The organism is Gilliamella sp. Choc5-1 (assembly GCF_001690595.1).
GTDB classification, from domain to species: domain Bacteria; phylum Pseudomonadota; class Gammaproteobacteria; order Enterobacterales; family Orbaceae; genus Gilliamella; species Gilliamella apicola_M.
This window is the reverse complement of sequence record NZ_LZHH01000054.1, coordinates 63,791-81,844: the sequence shown is the minus strand read 5'-3', so window position 1 is coordinate 81,844 and position 18,054 is coordinate 63,791. Positions and strand designations below refer to the sequence as shown.

Below are 18,054 nucleotides of genomic sequence, written 5' to 3'. Positions count from 1 at the left end.
ATTACATTTCAAGTAAGTAAGATCATAATAACCTCATACATTAATTTAATTATGAGGTTTTTTATGGCTCATCCAATCAAAAAATTATCCCAGATTCGTTTGTTTAAATGGTATTTAGTCGCTATTACTTTATTTGCAATTATTACGTTAATCTCACCTCAACAGTTGCCTGTCGTTGCTTACAAACTGTCTCTCGTTTTACTGTCTGCTGTTGTGGGTTATCACCTTGATCGCGCTCTTTTTCCTTATGCATCTCCTGGCGGTTATTTATATAACGATTGGAAAGAGTTTGGTCCTGATTTTTATACCAAGCAATATATTGAGTCTTTAGAAAACAATGAACAACCAGAGGCAATGGATTCAAAAATGTGTGCGGAATACCCTGTTCTTGATGAGTATCGAACCCTGTTTGCGGTTGTTCTGATTCGGCGGGCGTTGATTGTTTCCGCTGTGATTCTTGGCGTAACACTTGGATTATAGCCATGCGTTACTTAACCTTACTTATTGTATTTATGCTGTTTAGTTGTCATTTAGCGCCTGCTATAGCAGTTGTACCAAATGATGCTAAGCAACATCAACGGGAACTGACACGTAATGCACGAGCAATTTTTGGTCTTGATGCGCCAATTGCGTTGTTTGCAGCTCAAATTCATCAGGAATCTCGATGGAAAGTAAACGCAAAATCACATGTTGGTGCTCAAGGTTTGGCTCAGTTTATGCCAGCAACGGCGGATTGGATTGCAGGGGCTTATCCTAAATCATTGGGTAGCAACGAACCTTATAACCCATCTTGGGCACTGCGTGCCTTAGTTCAATATGATTATTGGTTATATCAGCGTATTAATGCAACGGCGAGTGATTGTGATAGATGGGGATTCACCCTTTCGGCATATAACGGCGGACTTGGTTGGGTGAATCGTGATCGTCAGCGAGCAAAACGAGAATACCAAGATGCTACTCACTACTGGGGCGTTGTTGAAAATATTAATGGTGGACGTAACAGCATTAATTTTAAAGAAAACCGTGATTATCCAATTCGTATTATCTACCGCTGGCAACCTGTTTATATAAATGAAAATTGGGGTTTAGGAGTTTGTGATGATTAAAAATATATACAAATTAATCAAAAGCTTTTTTGTGAACAATAAAAGTTATTTTTTGTTGGGAATATTTTTGATTGTTGGTTTTGGTGCACTTTACCGATTAGGTATTAGTCATGGCAAATCAATGGCTAAACAAGAATATATTGCTTTAGAAGCACAACAAGCAATGAATACTTTAAGCCAATTTATTGAGAGTACAAAGCAACTAACTAAAACTGCTAATGATGCAAGTTATTCATTGTCACAGCAGATAGCAGAAAGGAAATTATATGATGAACAATCAACTCAAGCATTACAAGATGCACTTAACAAAACGGCTAATGATCGCACTCATTGCGTGTTTGATGATAGTGTCTTGCAGTTCATCGACTCGGCCCGTGCAAATGCCGCACAAGCAACAACCCATGGTTTTACCAGCACAACTGACGGTACCATGCGAATTACCCGTAAAACGACGAAATAATACCGCTGATGGTTTAGCTGAAGCCTTAAAACAGCTTTATGACCAATATGGGCAGTGCTCAGGTCGATTTATTGAACTATTAAAATATATCAATGAGGTAAACAATGGATAACGCTGATTTAGCAACAACAGCTGAAATGGAAACACTAAACCGTGCACTGGCGAAACATCAAGCAAAAACGGGAGTATCAAGTTTGTATTGTCGAATCAGTGAAGAGCCGATAGCTGAAGAACGTCGAAAAGCATTAGTGACTGATTTATGTATTGAATGTGCTTCGATAGAAGAAAAAAGGAATAAACGATGAATTTTAATGAACTTACCTTTAACTGGCAGTTTCTGCAATGGGCTGTAATGGCGGTGGTTGGCGTTTACTCATGGTTAATTGGTCGTCAATCGGCTAGCCAAAAAGAGCTACTAGACTTACGTATTCGAGTAACACAAGTTGAAGAGACGGTTAAGTCATTACCAACTCAGCATCAGGTAACCAAATTGATTGAAAAATTAAGTAGCAATGAAGCTACTTTAAATCAGTTATCTGATCGGCTTTCAGGATTATCTCGTCAATTAGATAACATTAATCAATTTTTATTAAAGAACAAGTGAGGAATTATGAGCTACGCTGAATTTTTAAAAGAAGATCAACGTTTGGTTATTTTGCGTATCTTATATGAAATGCCAAGTTACAGTAGTAATTCTAGCATTATCTATAGTGCGTTAGATCACTATGGCCACGCTATTAGTCGAGACCAAGTTAAAACCCATTTAAGTTGGCTTGGGCAGCAAGATTTAATCAAAATCGAAACAATCGGTAGTGTTATTGTTGCACGTTTAACTGATTTTGGTGCGGATGTTGCAACAGGAAAAGTGATTGTGCATGGTGTCAAACGACCAGGCGCAGGAGCTTAATATGGGACGTAAATCAACAATTCACAAGCTAGAGCCAGAAGTTCGAGCATATATCGAAAAATTATTACGAGCCGATCAGCTTACACTTGATGAAATGATTACCGAACTGCAACAAAAGTTTCCAAGTACTGATACGCCAAGTCGTTCCAGTCTTCACCGCTATCAAAAAGGTTTTAATGAAATGACCAATAGCTTACGTGAAATTGAAACAGCATCACGTATTTTGGTTGATGAGCTTGGTGACAGTGTTGATGATAAATCAGGAGCACTACTTGCTCAGGCTGTTACAACGCTGGCAACGCGTGCTGCATTTAAAGCCCATGAATCGGAAGATATCACGATTAAAGAAATTAGTTTTTTAGCGAAAGCAGCCAAAGAAGCCATGCAAGCCCGTCAATTAAGCTTTAAAGAGCGGCAGGAAATCGAAAAAGCAGCACGTGAAAAGTTATTGCGTGAGCAAAAAGAAAAACTGGATGAGCTAGAAAAAACAGGCGAAGTACCAGCTGAAATGTTAGCTAAAGTAATTAAAGCGGCGTATGACTTATGACAGTAAAAAATGAACCGGCCTTAAAACTCTATGACTATCAAAAACAGTGGGTAAACGACACTAGCCGTTTTGCTATTGCTATGTTCTCTCGGCAATGCGGTAAAACCTTTACCAGTACTTTGCAAATTGTTCTCGATTGTTTGCGAGCTGAAGCACACGGAAAACGTGCGCGTTGGGTTATTTTATCACGGGGTGAACGTCAAGCCCGTGAAGCCATGAATGAGGGTGTTAAAGTTCATCTGCGTGCAATGTCCGCAGGCTTTAAAGAACTCGATTATGATTGGGATACCAATGTTCGGGCGCTTGAAGTTGAATTACCTGGTGGTAGTAAAATTACTGCTTTACCCGCCAATCCTGACACCGCTCGTGGTTTTAGTGCTAGTGTGTTACTTGATGAATTTGCCTTTCATCAAGATAGCCGTGCCATTTGGAAAGCCTTGTTCCCTGTTATTTCAAAGCCCGGATTAAAATTGCGAGTCATTAGCACCCCCAATGGTAAAGGGAATAAGTTCTATGAACTGATGACTGGTAAAGATGATGGTTGGTCACGCCATGTAGCGGATATTTATCAATGCGTTAATGATGGGTTACCTCGAAATATTGAGGAATTACGCAAAGGTGCCGGTGATGATGATTTATGGGCACAAGAGTTTGAACTTAAATGGTTAGATGAAGCGAGTAGTTGGCTTGATTTTGATTTAATTACTAGCGTCGAAGATGAAAAAGCAGGATTGCCTGAACACTATACAGGCAATCCTGCTTTTGTTGGCGTTGATATTGCTGCACGTAATGACCTATTTGTTATTTGGGTCATTGAACTAGTGGGCGATGTTCTTTGGACTCGTGAAATTATTGAGCGTAAACGACTCTCTTTTGCTGAACAAGATTTACTGCTTGATGATGTTTTTAGGCGTTATCGTGTTATTCGTATCTGTATGGACCAAACAGGTATGGGTGAAAAACCGGTGGAGGATGCTAAACGACGTTATGGTGAAATGGTCGTTGAAGGTGTGCTATTTACCGCTCCAAATAAATTAACATTAGCAACACAAGGTAAACAAGCATTTCAAGATAGAAAACTTCGTATTCCCGCTGGCAATAATGCCCTTCGTGCTGATTTGCATAAGTTAAAAAAAGTGACTGGCGCAACGGGGCAACCGCGTTTTGTTGCTGATTCTGATAGTAACGGCCATGCTGATAGAACTTGGGCTGCCTTTCTTGCAATTAATGCAGCTAGCCAAGATGGGTATGAAATTGAATATCAGTCACTTGGATATCGTGATTCTTACCGTTCATTGAATCAATATTCGGATAGCTCAGAACTGGAAACAACTGATACAGGCTTTGGCACAGTACGGGGCGGTAACGATTTTGGAGGATTTATTTAATGTTATGGTTTAAAGGCAAAAAGCCACATGTTGAAACAGGACGAGAGCTGGCAGGCACAGGTGAAAATAATGATATTACTAAATTGTTTGTTGGTTCGCTAGCGCTGCCAGATGACAGTGTTCTTCGTAATCGGGGTGGCGGTCGTTTAGATATTTATAAAGAAGTATTGAATGATGATGAAGTCAAGTCAGCATTTACCCAACGTCAAGATGCCGTAATTTCACGTGAATGGAAAGTTGAACCAGGTGGAGATAAACCAATTGATATTGAAGCTGCTGAAGCTATGAGTGAGTTACTGAAATCGGTTGGATTTGACCGAGTGACTAAGTTAATGCATTACGGTGTTTTTTATGGTTATGCCGTAGCGGAGTTGATTTATGGCATCAAAGATAATCTATATTGGATTGACGATATCAAAGTTCGTGATCGCCGTCGTTTTCGGTTTACTCCAATGGGTGAACTGCGCTTATTAACGCCCAATAATATGCATGAAGGTGTTGCTTGTGATGCACCGTACTTTTGGCATTATGCAACTGGTGCCGATCATGATGATGAACCCTACGGCTTAGGCTTGGCTCACTGGCTTTACTGGCCAAGCTTTTTTAAACGCAATGATATTAAGTTCTGGCTAATTTTTCTGGAAAAATTCGGCATGCCAACGGCAGTGGGCAAATATAGTACAGGTGCAACACAAGAACAAAAAAGGGACTTACTGTCACTCACTCGTGCAATTCAGACCGATTCAGGCATCATCATGCCAGATGGCATGACGCTTGAATTGCTACAAATAGCACGCTCAGGCGCAGGCGATTACAAAGCTTTTTACGACTCAATGAACGAAGCTATTCGGCGTGTAACCGTTGGACAAATTACTTCCTCAGGTGGTGCATCTAGCTCAATCGGTGGTGATGAGTCATTACAAGCTGCGGTACTAACATCAATTGCAAAATCAGATTCTGATGTAATGTGTGAAAGCTGGAATCGTGGGCCTGGTACATGGTTTACACAGATGAATTTTCCCAGTGCTGCAGTTCCTCAAGTTTCACGTATTTTTGATGAACCTGAGGATCTGAAATCATTATCAGAACGTGATAAGAACATTATTGAGTCAACCGGCTATCGCCCAACCCTTGCATATGTGCAAGATACTTATGGTGGCGAGTGGGAAGAAAAACCACAACTAGCAGAACCGATTGATGTGCAATCTTTAAAAAACGTTGATTTTGCCGAACAGCAACCGAATACCTTTGCGCCAGTACTTCAGTCACAAAGATTAAACACCGAGATGCATCCCGTTACTGATAAATGGATTAATCAAATTAAAGAACTGGTTGATAGCGTACAATCCTTAGAAGAATTGCGTGATAAGTTATTTGAGCTAATTCCCGATATGCAATTAGATGAATATGCAAAGGTCATGGCTGACGCATTAACAGCAGCTAATTTAGCGGGTCGCACAGAACTACTTGAGGATAGCAAAAATGGTTAATGTGGCATATGGCTCGTTGCCATTTAAAGAGCAAATTGAGTTTTTCCGGCGTAAAGCAAATGTGCCCACAAACAGCTATGTAGATATCTACAATAATGAGCATGATTATGCTTTTGTTGTGGCGGGCGCTAATCGTAATGCATTACTAAATGATTTTTGTGCAGCAATTGATAAGGCTATTAGCCAAGGTACTACCCTTGAAGAGTTTAGAAAGGATTTTGCCGAAATTGTCGAAAAACATGGTTGGAGTTATAACGGCGGCTTTAACTGGCGTACTCGTATCATCTATGAAACGAATTTAAATTCATCTTATCAAGCTGGACGTTATCAACAATTACGTGATGCTAAATTTCCATACATGGAATATTTGCATAGTGATTATGTTGAACACCCTCGTGAACTTCATCAAAGTTGGGATCATCTGGTATTAAATTTTAATGACCCATGGTGGAATACTCATTTCCCTCCAAATGGATATGGTTGCCAATGTCGTGTTCGTGGGCGTACTAAAGGTGATCTAAAAAGAATGGGAAAAAATCAACCTGACAAAGCACCAACAATAAATTGGGTTGATAGAGTAATTGGGGAAAATAGTGGTAATCCTAGAATAGTTCGAGTACCTGAGGGAGTTGACCCTAGTTTTGAACATATACCAGGGCAATCAAGGCTTGATAATTTTGTACCAAATCCATTAGATACAGATCCAACTTTAAAACGAGGTTTACCATCAAGCAAAGCAACTGATGAATGGCCAGCTATCCGTGAAGTAAGCAAAAATAGACTGTTAGAAAAGGGCTTAACTGAAGAAGATTATGCCAATATTTTCTTAAATGAATTTGGCGCAACGTTAACTAAGCCAGCTATTTTTAAAGATGTAGCCGGTGATGCATTAGTAATCGGTAAACAGCTTTTCACTGTTAGCAAAACTGGTGAATTGAAAGTTACAAAACGTGGTCGTGAGCAATTTTTATTATTACTGGCGGATTCGTTAAAACTGCCTGATGAAATTTGGACAAGAATGGAATACTTTGATCATCTACAAAAATCGGTAGTTCGTCGGCGTTATATCTCGCGTTTTATGATTGATGGTGAAGTTAAGCCCATGCTTGCGGTATTTGAAGTGGGTGATGATGGTTGGCTCGGTGTGACGACATTTGCGCCTGATAACCCCGACTATCTAGAGCAACTGAGGGTTGGTGTTCGAGTGTTTAAACGAACATAAAATAAAACCCAATCACCGCCACGATTGGGTCGCTGTACGTGGGATTCGAGGCTTTGGCGGAAGCTGCCCGTACATACGATAAAACTAGTATAGGTGAAAAAATGACTGGCGTAAATATTGAGTTTAATATACAAGATGCGCTTGATGCCATGCTTTATATTGAAGCAGCCATAGATGATATGTCTGGTTTATTTGATCACATGGGTGAAGTGTTATTAGATATTCATGAAGCACGCTTTAATGCCCAAGAATCACCAGATGGTATACCTTGGCAAGCATTATCACCGTGGTATCAAGAATCTAAACCCAAACAAAAAGATAAAATTTTAACGCTAGATGGTAATCTAAGAAGTACGTTGCATTGGCAGATTGAAGGCAATACTTTGTTGTTTGGTACGAACTTAATCTATGGCGCTATCCATCAGTTCGGCGGTACAATTAAACCAGTTAAGGGCAATGCATTAAATGTGGGAGGACGTCCTGTAAAGAAAGTGGTAATTCCAGCCAGACCATGGCTTGGCATTAACGCCCAAGATAAATTACTATTGGTCGATGTTGTGCGTGAGCACTTGGGTTTTGCTTAAAACGCAATATAACGCGTTTTAAACCACTTTACTAAAAAAGGCTAATTAGTTTATTTACGAATCGCTTTAATCGTGTTGTAAATGCTTTATAATAAGTTTTTAGTGTGTATTTCTTCTATTATTTTGCCGTTCCTCTTTCCAAATCATTAAAAAATTATCTGCCCGCGTTCAGATTACCCTTTTCTCAAAATAAGTCATGATGCTCTATATCAATTTATTGGAGCATTTTTTATGGCACTTATTCCCGTTTTTAAACCTGGTACGCATACTGCGGTAGATGGTCGAAAAATCACTTTTACTTTAGAGAACTGTATTGATTTAGCAGAAAGCTACGATCCAAGTTTGTCAGAAGCACCTGCTGTAATTGGTCACCCCAAATTAACTGCTCCTGCGTATGCATGGGCAAAATCATTTGAAGTAAAAGATGGTTTGGTTTATGCCAAGTTAGATCAGATTAATCCCGAGTTTGCTGAAGCCTATAATGCGGGCAGTTATAAAAAACGTTCTTTATCAATCTATTTACCCGACTCACCAGGCAATCCTAAACCCGGTCATTACTATGCTCGGCATATTGGTTTTTTAGGTGCAGCAGCTCCTGCTATTAAAGGTTTGCCTGACGCCAGTTTTGCGGAGTCTGATGGCGAGCAAGGTGCCGCAGAGTTCTCGATGGCTGATGAAGAATTTGATGAGAATTTGATTTCAATTTTGTCTAACCTGCGTGACCTCTTGATTGAGAAAGAAGGCATTGCCAGTGCTGACTTGTTTTTACCTCAATGGCGCCTTGAATCATTGCGTTCAATATCCGCCCAAAAACAAAAGGAGAAAGAAAAAATGCCACAATCTAATTTAGACGCTAGCTTTGCCGAACAACAAGCTGCAATTGACGCTAAAAATGCTGAACTAGCCAAACGTGAACAAGCATTGCTAGAAAAAGAACAAACTAACAAACGGGCAGAATTTGCCGCTTTTGCTGATGAATTAGTTAAATCTGGCAAATTATTACCAACACATAAAACTACAGTCGTTGAAGTATTTATGTCACTAGGCAATGAACCGATCTCATTTGCTGAAGGTGATACAACGGTCAACAGTTCCCCAGTTGATTTAATCAAAAAAGTACTTTCAGAACGTCCTGCTTTTATGAACTTTGCTGAAAAATCGGCTGCTAGTGATAGTGAAGATAACGTTGATAAACAAGATCCAAAAGTCATTGCTGATGCAGCCAAAGCCTATCAAAAAGAACAGGCAGACAAAGGTAATACAATTTCAATTAGCCAAGCTGTTACGCATGTAACCAAAGCTAAAAAGTAAGAGCATTAATTACAGGCTGATTATTAATATCAGCATCATTTTAATTTTAACCAAAAGGTTTTTATATGAATATTCCAGGATTAACAGTAGCAAAAACCGCTGAAGGCGAAGTCAAACCCCGTTTAATTGTGTGCCATGGTAGTGAAGATGGGCTAGCAAAAACAGCGATTGACGGTAACGCATTATTAATCGGTGTATCAACAATTGTTGGTGGCGGTGACGGTGAAGTGTTTGATGTTGTGCGCAGTGGGTTGGCACAAGTTTTTTATAGCGAAACAATTGCGATTGGTGATCCAATCACAGCAAATGCGGATGGTCGAGCTAAAAAAGCAATGTCAGGTGATTTTATTATTGGCTATGCCGAAGTTGCGGGTGATGCCGATGAGTTAGGCGCTATTTGGATTGTACCAAGTAAGCAAGCTTAATTTTTATTTAATGAATGGTCTATGACTTTTAATAAACAAGTTTTTAATAGAAGGAGTTTTATATGCAGCGCCCTTTTCCCGTTGAACCGCAGTTGACTGCAATTGCTATCGCTTACCGTAATAATAAGTTAATTGCCGATGAGGTTTTGCCCCGTGTGCCTGTTTCTAGCACGTCTTTTAAATGGTTGGAGTACGATTTTTCAGAGCGATTTACGCTCCCAGATACTAAAGTTGGGCGGACGTCACAACCGAATCAAGTTGAATTTGGCGCCAAAGAACAAGAAAGTTCAGTGACTGATTATGGACTAGATAGCCCCGTACCACAAGACGATATTGATACTGCAATCACAGGACATAACCCGCTCGGTCATGCAGTCGAAGCAACGACTGATTTAATTTTGTTAGATCGTGAAGTTCGAGCCGCTAATGTACTATTTAATGCAAGTAACTACACCAACACCAAAACTTTAACAGCAGCGCAACAGTGGAACGATGATAAAAGTGATCCGATTGGTTTAATTACAGACGCTTTTGATTCAATGATTGTGCGACCTAATATTGGCACACTAGGTCGTCGAGTTGCAACAATATTACGTCGTCATCCCAAAATTGTTGCTGCATATCATGGAAATGCCGGTGAAAACGGTCTTGTCCCGCTCGGTTTTTTAGCTGACTTATTAGAGTTAGAAGCGATTTATATTGGTGATGCATTCCTAAATAGTGCAAAACCAGGTAAATCACCAACCCTATTACGTGCATGGGGCAATAAAGCTAGTTTCACCGTTCGCAATAAATTAGCAAATACTAAAGGTGGTGTGACGTTTGGCTTTACAGCCCAATTTAAAGATCGTGTTTCGGGTTCGATTGTTGATCCTGATATCGGTTTACGTGGTGGCCAACGTGTTCGAGTCGGTGAATCGGTCAAAGAGCTAGTTGTGGCTAAAGATGCGGGCTATTTGTTTGAAAATGTTATTCCAACAAACAGTTAATAATGTGAACAACAACCAACGGTAATTTATCGTTGGTTTGGGTAAAGATGATGAATATTCCATACATTACATTGCTAAATTTATCCGAACGTCCAGGACTCGTTGAGCTATCCCAATTGGTTGCTCAAGATGGTGAAATGCCCGTAGATGCTAATTTGTTGGAAGTCATTATTAATGGTGGTGATGTTTCAAGTTGGTTGCCTGATGATGTTATTAATGCAAATCGAGCAATCGCACGCATTAATGAATCAATAGCTGATACTGAAGCTGAAATAAACGGCTTTTTACGGCAACGTGGACACAGGCTACCCTTAGTTAAGGTACCTCGTTTGTTAACTGATTGGGCACGCATTATTGTTCGTTACAAATTGCATCGCAATCGTGTTTCTGATGAAAAAAGCGATCCTATCGTGCGTGATTACAAACAAGTTCTGGGCTTTCTAAAAATGGTAGCTGAAGGGAAATATTCGCTTGGTATTGATGATGCTTTGCCTGTCGCAGGTGGTGTACCAAAACAGACTGGACCTGTTCGTGTATTTGATATGAACACATTACGGGATTTTGGACGATGAGTAGCGCACCATTTGATGTGTCAGTTGTTGCTGAAAAATTAAAAGGTTTAATGCCTGATAAAACCTTAGTGTTTGTTGGTACCAGTGCTGAATACAGCAAGCTGACTGATTTAACATCGGCGCCAACACCTGCTGCTTACGTTTTGCTTGGCAAAGAAACACCGAACGATAAGCCAACAGGAACACGGCAGTCAGTAAGTGTTAATTTTGGTGTTGTGGTTGTTGCACGTGATATTTCAAGTCAAGCAACCAATATTCAAAATGTTAAACAGCTAGCAAACCCCGTTATAGGTGCGGTTCGTGATTTGTTGATTGGTAAAACAGTTCAGTTTATTGATGGAGTTCGTCCAGTCACATGGGTTGGTGGGCAAACGTTAGGTTTTCAAAACGGCGTACTTGTTTGGATTGATTCATTTCAAACCCAGCATTTTATTGGTAGCCGATAAATAGTTTTAGGAGAAAGATATGTCAGATTTATTAATGAGTTTGCAAGGTACCATAAATCTTGCCACCCGTAATACCGCAAGTTCACCTGTTCGACCTAATGCCTTTCGGCATGTGGGTACGGCTGATTCCTGTGAAATGGAACTAAGTGTTGAAACGGTAACACAAAATGAATCATATACAGGACAACGTCTACAAGTTGGTGAATTAACACTGGGTAAAAGTGGTACGTTAAATCTTACGTTAAAAGATTGGTCAATCGAAAACATTGCGTTAGCGCTTTATGGTGAAAAAATTACTGTTGATGCGGGTATTGTCACTGATGAAAAATTACCTGAAAGTCTGGTAATTGGTGACCGCATCAAATTAGCCCATCCATTTGTTGCCGATGTTGAGTTAAAAATTGCTGATGGAACCATATTAGTATTAGGTACGGATTATGAAATCGAATCAGCTCATGCTGGATTAATCAAGTTACTAACTACACAGGCATTAACAGCAACGGTAGATTATTCATACGCTAAGACTGAAAGCTTGGGCATTTTTACCCGTCAACCACCAGAACGTTGGTTTATGCTCGATGGTATCAATACTGACCGTGAAAATGAACATGTAATTGTGGAGCTATTCCGCGTTAAATTCAACCCAATTTCTAACTTCTCGTTACTACACAATGAGGGATACGGTGAATTACCACTTACTGCCACGGTCTTAGCTGATATGAGTCAAAACAAGGATAGTTCGCTTGGTTATTTTGGATCATACGTTCAAAAAGCGAAATAAATTATTGCTTATGCGGTGAATATTCACCGCTAATTACTCAATTCTCTAAATTTAATAGTAGGCAAATAAAATGGCAGAAAAAGTGACAGCAACAAAAGAAGAATCAAATGATTTAGCAACATTGATGCCAAATCGTGAAATTACCCTAGCTGGTGAAACAATTACAGTACGTGAATATTCATTTAAAGATGCACTAACAATTGGTAACGAAATTGACCAATTTGTTGCATTAATTGTGAATGAAATGAATGGCACAAACAAAATCACGATTGAGCAAGCGGACTCAATCATTATGAATAACCTAGAGCTAGTTTATTCATTAATCAGTACCTCTATTCAAAAACCGATTTCGTTTATTGAAGCGTTGTCATATGAAGAGGGTTTGCAATTATTAGACTGGTGGTGGGTTGTTAATTCTCGTTTTTTTATGAACGCGGTAACTCGCAAAATCATTCGGCAAAACGCTACAAAACAGGCAAATCAGTAAGCTGGAGTGAGGTTTTTACTTTACTAATTAAAAATGGACATGATGCACAGCAGTTACCGCATTACACGCAACGTCAGTTACTGCTGTATTACGATGAATTAATTAAGCTACAAAACCGAGAACGAGCTAACCGAATTGAAGATATTTGTGTTGGCTTTAATGGTGGTAAACAAGTTACTAAGTTTGTAAAACAGTTACGCGGAGAGCAATAAATAATGGCTAATAACGATATGAATATTGCAATGAAGTTCACTGCTGACGTGAATAGAGCAAAAGATAATATCAGTCAATTAAATGCTGAGCTGAAAGAGTCAGCAAATGTTGCTCAAGATGCTAACAAAAAAAGTGCCAAAAGCATGAGAGATGTTTATATGGCACAAACTGAAGCAATGAACCGTAGTGCGCAAGCTACCGCTGCTGCCGAACAGCAAGCTAAAGCACAGAGTATTGCCGCTAAAGCAGCTGAAGCACATAAAAAAGAAGTTGAAAAACTGCGCCAAGGTTTAGATAAATTACTTGCTAGCATTGATCCAGCGACAAAAGGTCTAAGTCGTTTAGATGAATTAGAAAGCAAGTTAAGAAAATCCAAAAAAGCGGGAGTAATTGATAGTGATACGTTTGATGATTATTTATCAAAAATCAGTAATCAACGTGCTGCATTATCAACTGTTGAGTCACTAAATGATGGAACAAAAAGATTAGAGTTGAATACTAAAAGCGCCCACCGAACATTTTTTATGATGTCCAAGCAGCTTGCAACTGGTAATTTTAATGGCATTGGTAACTCATTATTTTCAATTGCAAATATGACAGGTAAATTACCTCCATTATTTAGTGCAGCTACATTGTCGGTTGGTGCGTTTATTGGTGTTATCTATGGAGTGACTAAGGTCATCAGTCAATTAAATGATGAACAAAATCGTTTCAATAAAGCACTAATCGCAACGGGTAATTATGCTGGAACTACCAGTAGTAGATTAAATGAGATCTCAAATAAAATTGGTAAAATTAATGGCGATTACAAAGATGTTAATAAAATCATTGTTGATTTAACCAATACAGGGTCGTTATCAGTACGTTCAATTGAAAATATTGCTACAGCATCAGCGCATTTGATGGCATTGACAGGACAGAGTGCTGAAGATTCGATTAAAATTTTTGATGGGATGAAAAATAGTGTAGCTGATTGGGCTATGGAAACCTCACGTCAATATAATTGGCTAGATTTAGCGACATACCAACACATTGCAGCATTAGAAGCACAAGGTAATACTGAAGAAGCAATAGCGATTGCAACAACAAAATTTTCAGAAGTAATGGAGCAGCGAGTAAATGATATGCAAGATCATTTAACTGGACTAGGCGCAGCTTGGAAGCGATTTACAAAAGAAGTTAGTAATTTTGGTCAAAATTTAAAAACAGATCTGAAAATTAATATGGGCATGGCAACCCTTGATGAAAAAATTGCTAAGTTACAAGAAAACAAAAAATATAACAGTAAAATAACTCCAGATGGTTTTGCTGTCCCATGGACATCTCTCGATGAAGAGGAGTTGCAATATTTATTAGCACAAAAAAAAGCAATCGAAGAAAAAGCCGAAATTGAAAATAAAGAAAACAAAGTAAAAAAAGAAGCTACAAAAGCCCAAAAAGAACTTGACGAGCTTCATAAACAAAATGCAACTGATGCCGAAAAACAAGCCAAGGCGGTTGATGAATTACGTAAAAAATATGAAGCGCTGTGGGCTAATGAAAAAGGCCGTAAAGATTTGCAAGCACAGGGCGTTACTTCAAGTGACGGAAAATCATTTGCTGGTGGTCAATATGATAAAGATGTTAAAAATATTACTGATAAAGGTATTCTTGAATACAATAAAGGGGTTGAAAAATCACTAAAACTGACAACAGAACTGCAACGTGTGATGCATGAAATCAATGAAGGGCAGTATAAAAATGCATCACAAGCAGAAAAAGACCGAGCCATTGCACTAGCGAAACAAGTTGACGCTAAAAATGCAGCAAAACATAACAAAAAAACTGATTTTTCATTAACAAATGACAAAACCAATCTAGCGTTGCAGCAACAATTAAATGAACTATTACTTGGTACAAAAGCTAGTGATGACACAGTTGAGCAATGGTATAACAACTTATTAGCACAATTTAAAAAAACGGGTAACAGAGAAGGTATCGACTTAATCGACCAAATTTTACCCCTGAAAAAAGCTGAAGCAAATTTAAATGAAATCACAACAAAAATTCAGCAAGCACAATCACGTCAATCAACGAAAGAACAAAGGATTCAAGCACAAGTAACAAGTGGGTTAATTACACAAGTTGAAGCGCAAAGCCAGTTAATTGATTTGCACAAGCAAACAGCGCAAGAACTTGCCAAATATTTACCTACTTTGCAAGCTATGACTGAATTACCAGGACAAGCTGGCGAAAATGCCCAAAAAGCGTTGGCAACATTACAACTACAAATTGCAGAACTAAATAAAACCACAGATGCACTTACTAATGCATTTAAAAACGGATTGCAAAGTGGCATTCAAGGTAGTTTAGATAGTTTGGCAAAAGGCACATTTGAATTAAAAGATGCACTAAAAAATCTAGCGCAAAGTATTTTATCGTCGATGGCGCAAGTTGCGACAAAAGGTTTAGCAGATATGGCAATGAATGGACTATCAAATTTAGGTAGTTCGTTATTTGGTGCTGCCACTGATGCTGCTGCTTCAGCAGGACTGATGGAAACAGCAATTGCAACCAGTTCGGCAACTGGTGCTGGATTAATGGGTGATTCTATTTCTATGTCAGCAGGTATTGGGGCAGAAACGATTTCGGCATCAATGATTACAGCCGGAACAACAGCAGGTGAAATTATTAGTGCAGCAATGATTTCAGCATCAAGTGCTAGTGCTGGTGCAAATGCGGGCAGTTCTGCTATAGGCGCGGCAGCAGTAGCTGCTGCAACAGGTGGTTATATAACCGGAGCCGGAACATCAACGTCTGACTCGATTCCGGCAAAACTATCTAACGGTGAATATGTTGTTAAAGCTGCCTCAGTTAAAAAATATGGTGTTGACTATTTACATGCGATTAATACTGGGCGATTGCATCGTTACGCAACTGGCGGTTTAGTTTCTAATGTTAGCAGACCAACAGCACCCAATTTATATGATGAAAACTCATCATCAAAAGCAACTAACCAAGCACAATCGGCACCGGTTATTCAACAAACTTTGGTTTTAGATAGCGGTGAAATGATGAAATCAGGTATTAGTTCTGTTGCTGGTTCTCGTGCCATGATGACATGGATTCGTGCAAACTCCCAAACGCTAAAACAGGAGTTGTCATAATGAAAAAATTTTTATGGCAAGCTGCTCCCGATTGGACTAATGGCATAACAGAAATACTGGAATGGAAAACCGATATTTTACAATCGTACAGTGGTGCAGAACAACGCATTGCTAGACGGTTATCACCTCGTCGTACATTTGAGTTTTCTATTTTAATTAATGGTAGTGAGCGTTCCAAATTTGAGAATCGATTGGCGTTTGTTGGTGGTAATTCGTGGTATCTGCCTATTTATACTGATGTTACCTATTTGAATGATGATGTCAATCGTGGGGCTATAGTTCTGCCGTGCAGCACAATAGGTCGTGATTTTGTAGTTGGTAATAAAGTACTAATTAAAAGTGAGATTAACAATGTTAATCAAACAGCATTGCTTGAAGTCGCAGCGATAAGCACAGATTCAATCACATTAGTTAATCCAGTTAAATCAAATTTTTTGGCCGGTGCATGTATTTATCCTACTCGATTAGCTGTATTAACAGATGTTCCAGAATTGACTCGATATAATGATGATTTATTAAGTGCGCAAATTCGTTTTCGAATTACTGAACATAACGCATTTAGTAACAATATTTCATTTTTACCCATTTATCGCCATTTTCCTGTGTTAAATATGCATCCGGATTGGTCAGAATCGTTAAAAGGTCGATATGAGCGATTTTTATTAGAACTAGATAATGGCTCAAGTATTCCAAGTCGATTAGATACTGCAAGATTGCCCTTTTTTGTTCAGGAATTTAGATGGTTTATAACGGAACGAGTTGAGCAAATGCAATTACGACAATTGTTTTATTATCTAAATGGTTGTCAAAAAAATATTTGGGTTTCAAGTCAAGCAAGCGATTTTAATGTTCTAACTGTTGATGGTCGAGTTCTTGAAGTTGAAAACACGGGATTTAATGAAATTGGATTAATGTTTGGTCGAAAAGATTTAGTTATCACGTTATGTAATGGCAATGAGCTATATCGTCGTATTGAACTTATCGCTATCGTTTCTGATGAGATTGAGCGTTTATTGCTCAATGAATCAATCAATGCAAATGCTGAAGATATTTTGTCAGTCTCATTTTTAACACTGTGTAGATTAGATTCCGATTCTGTCAGCTGGGAACATGTTACTGATGCCGATGGACTAGCCAATATAACTTGTAGTTTTAGAGGAGTACGCGATGAGCTGGAATCAATTTGAGTATTCAACCAATAATGGTAAACCATTAACGCTATATGAATTTATTCGTAATGAACAAAAATATTATCGCTATACCAATGCTGACCGAAATATTGATTTTAATGGTGTGACGTGGATAAGTGAAGCAATCAGTAATACAGGACTAAGTATAGGCACGGGTAATAGTCTAGAAATTACATTGCCGTCAACATCTGATGTAGTTCGTTTATTTCGTGGAGTACCGCCGACTAAACCCGTGGTAATCAAAATGTATCAGTTACACGAAAATGACAATGAATTTAGAGTTATCTGGGTTGGAAAAATTCAAGAAGTTAAGCGTGAATCAATTGAAAAAGCAAAGTTAATTACGGCAAGTGTCGCAAGTTCGTTTGAACGAAGCGGTTTAAGATTAACTTATGGCCGTTCATGCCCCTATGCCCTTTATGACCACAATTGTCGAATTTGGCAAGATAATTACAAAGTGGCCAATATTGAAATCATTGCTCTTGATGGAGCAAATATTACTGTAAATATATCGAATATTGCATCAGGTTATTTTTCTGGTGGATATATGGAATTTTACATTGATGGGATTAAAGAGCTACGCGGATTAAAAGCGCATGTTAATAATGTGATAGGTATTTTAGGGGGAACTCAAGGTTTACATAAAGGTATGCATATTAACTTGTATCCAGGATGTGACAAAACAATCAAAACCTGCAATGAAAAATTTAATAACCATCTCAATTATGGTGGACAGCCACACATTCCGGGCATTTCACCGTTCACAATCGTCAAACTGTTTTAATTTGGA

At 38.8% G+C, this 18,054-nt stretch carries 22 protein-coding genes; all 22 read left to right on the top strand.

The window, feature by feature from the left end; all coding sequences use genetic code 11:
* The first annotated feature begins 63 nt into the window (after positions 1 to 63).
* The 22 genes from A9G35_RS05415 (at position 64) to A9G35_RS05315 (ending at position 18,048) form a co-directional block, all read left to right on the top strand.
* On the top strand, positions 64 to 480 hold the full coding sequence (locus A9G35_RS05415) for a putative holin (protein WP_065636000.1): 417 nt from the start codon (positions 64 to 66) through the stop codon (positions 478 to 480).
* A 2-nt stretch (positions 481 to 482) separates the two neighbouring features.
* Positions 483 to 1,106, top strand: coding sequence for a transglycosylase SLT domain-containing protein (locus A9G35_RS05410; RefSeq protein WP_065635999.1), 624 nt, complete (start codon positions 483 to 485; stop codon positions 1,104 to 1,106).
* Entirely contained in the window at positions 1,099 to 1,566 is a 468-nt protein-coding gene (locus tag A9G35_RS05405; protein WP_065635998.1) for a hypothetical protein, read from the top strand. The genes A9G35_RS05410 and A9G35_RS05405 overlap by 8 nt, the downstream gene beginning before the upstream one ends.
* On the top strand, positions 1,487 to 1,678 hold the full coding sequence (locus A9G35_RS14090; protein WP_442903170.1) for a hypothetical protein: 192 nt from the start codon (positions 1,487 to 1,489) through the stop codon (positions 1,676 to 1,678). The genes A9G35_RS05405 and A9G35_RS14090 overlap by 80 nt, the downstream gene beginning before the upstream one ends.
* A complete protein-coding gene (locus A9G35_RS05400) occupies positions 1,671 to 1,871 on the top strand; it encodes a TraR/DksA C4-type zinc finger protein (protein ID WP_065635997.1) in 201 nt (66 codons plus the stop codon). The genes A9G35_RS14090 and A9G35_RS05400 overlap by 8 nt, the downstream gene beginning before the upstream one ends.
* Positions 1,868 to 2,170 carry a DUF2730 family protein gene (locus A9G35_RS05395; protein WP_065574282.1) on the top strand — a complete coding sequence of 101 codons (303 nt, stop codon included), beginning with the start codon at positions 1,868 to 1,870 and terminating at the stop codon, positions 2,168 to 2,170. Before A9G35_RS05400 ends, A9G35_RS05395 begins: the two co-directional genes overlap by 4 nt.
* Before the next feature lie 6 nt (positions 2,171 to 2,176).
* Positions 2,177 to 2,473 carry a VpaChn25_0724 family phage protein gene (locus A9G35_RS05390; RefSeq protein WP_065635996.1) on the top strand — a complete coding sequence of 99 codons (297 nt, stop codon included), beginning with the start codon at positions 2,177 to 2,179 and terminating at the stop codon, positions 2,471 to 2,473.
* A 1-nt stretch (position 2,474) separates the two neighbouring features.
* Positions 2,475 to 3,020 carry a phage protein Gp27 family protein gene (locus A9G35_RS05385; RefSeq protein WP_065569094.1) on the top strand — a complete coding sequence of 182 codons (546 nt, stop codon included), beginning with the start codon at positions 2,475 to 2,477 and terminating at the stop codon, positions 3,018 to 3,020.
* Entirely contained in the window at positions 3,017 to 4,408 is a 1,392-nt protein-coding gene (locus tag A9G35_RS05380; RefSeq protein ID WP_141673780.1) for a terminase large subunit domain-containing protein, read from the top strand. Before A9G35_RS05385 ends, A9G35_RS05380 begins: the two co-directional genes overlap by 4 nt.
* Positions 4,408 to 5,898, top strand: a complete 1,491-nt coding sequence (locus A9G35_RS05375) for a DUF935 domain-containing protein (protein ID WP_141673779.1) — start codon at positions 4,408 to 4,410, stop codon at positions 5,896 to 5,898. Before A9G35_RS05380 ends, A9G35_RS05375 begins: the two co-directional genes overlap by 1 nt.
* Positions 5,891 to 7,120, top strand: coding sequence for a PBECR2 nuclease fold domain-containing protein (locus A9G35_RS05370; RefSeq protein WP_065635994.1), 1,230 nt, complete (start codon positions 5,891 to 5,893; stop codon positions 7,118 to 7,120). The genes A9G35_RS05375 and A9G35_RS05370 overlap by 8 nt, the downstream gene beginning before the upstream one ends.
* Before the next feature lie 101 nt (positions 7,121 to 7,221).
* On the top strand, positions 7,222 to 7,704 hold the full coding sequence (locus tag A9G35_RS05365; protein WP_065636015.1) for a phage virion morphogenesis protein: 483 nt from the start codon (positions 7,222 to 7,224) through the stop codon (positions 7,702 to 7,704).
* Between the two features lie 231 nt (positions 7,705 to 7,935).
* Positions 7,936 to 9,015 (top strand): hypothetical protein, encoded by a 1,080-nt coding sequence (locus A9G35_RS05360; protein ID WP_065635993.1) that lies wholly within the window; start codon positions 7,936 to 7,938, stop codon positions 9,013 to 9,015.
* 65 nt (positions 9,016 to 9,080) lie between these two features.
* A complete protein-coding gene (locus A9G35_RS05355; RefSeq protein ID WP_065635992.1) occupies positions 9,081 to 9,440 on the top strand; it encodes a hypothetical protein in 360 nt (119 codons plus the stop codon).
* A 62-nt stretch (positions 9,441 to 9,502) separates the two neighbouring features.
* The gene (locus tag A9G35_RS05350) at positions 9,503 to 10,429 is read left to right on the top strand and encodes a phage capsid protein (RefSeq protein WP_065635991.1); all 927 of its coding nucleotides are present in this window, start codon (positions 9,503 to 9,505) and stop codon (positions 10,427 to 10,429) included.
* Between the two features lie 50 nt (positions 10,430 to 10,479).
* Positions 10,480 to 11,001, top strand: coding sequence for a gp436 family protein (locus A9G35_RS05345; protein WP_065569087.1), 522 nt, complete (start codon positions 10,480 to 10,482; stop codon positions 10,999 to 11,001).
* Positions 10,998 to 11,447: a phage tail terminator protein gene (locus A9G35_RS05340; RefSeq protein WP_065635990.1), complete on the top strand. Its 450-nt coding sequence runs from the start codon at positions 10,998 to 11,000 to the stop codon at positions 11,445 to 11,447. Before A9G35_RS05345 ends, A9G35_RS05340 begins: the two co-directional genes overlap by 4 nt.
* Before the next feature lie 19 nt (positions 11,448 to 11,466).
* Complete coding sequence (locus A9G35_RS05335) at positions 11,467 to 12,228, top strand: hypothetical protein (protein WP_065635989.1); 762 nt, start codon at positions 11,467 to 11,469, stop codon at positions 12,226 to 12,228.
* Between the two features lie 70 nt (positions 12,229 to 12,298).
* A complete protein-coding gene (locus A9G35_RS05330; RefSeq protein WP_065635988.1) occupies positions 12,299 to 12,715 on the top strand; it encodes a DUF6631 family protein in 417 nt (138 codons plus the stop codon).
* A 215-nt stretch (positions 12,716 to 12,930) separates the two neighbouring features.
* The gene (locus A9G35_RS05325; RefSeq protein WP_065635987.1) at positions 12,931 to 16,074 is read left to right on the top strand and encodes a phage tail length tape measure family protein; all 3,144 of its coding nucleotides are present in this window, start codon (positions 12,931 to 12,933) and stop codon (positions 16,072 to 16,074) included.
* Entirely contained in the window at positions 16,074 to 17,261 is a 1,188-nt protein-coding gene (locus A9G35_RS05320) for a hypothetical protein (protein WP_065635986.1), read from the top strand. The genes A9G35_RS05325 and A9G35_RS05320 overlap by 1 nt, the downstream gene beginning before the upstream one ends.
* The gene (locus A9G35_RS05315) at positions 17,242 to 18,048 is read left to right on the top strand and encodes a phage BR0599 family protein (protein WP_065574297.1); all 807 of its coding nucleotides are present in this window, start codon (positions 17,242 to 17,244) and stop codon (positions 18,046 to 18,048) included. Before A9G35_RS05320 ends, A9G35_RS05315 begins: the two co-directional genes overlap by 20 nt.
* The last annotated feature ends 6 nt before the right edge of the window (positions 18,049 to 18,054 follow it).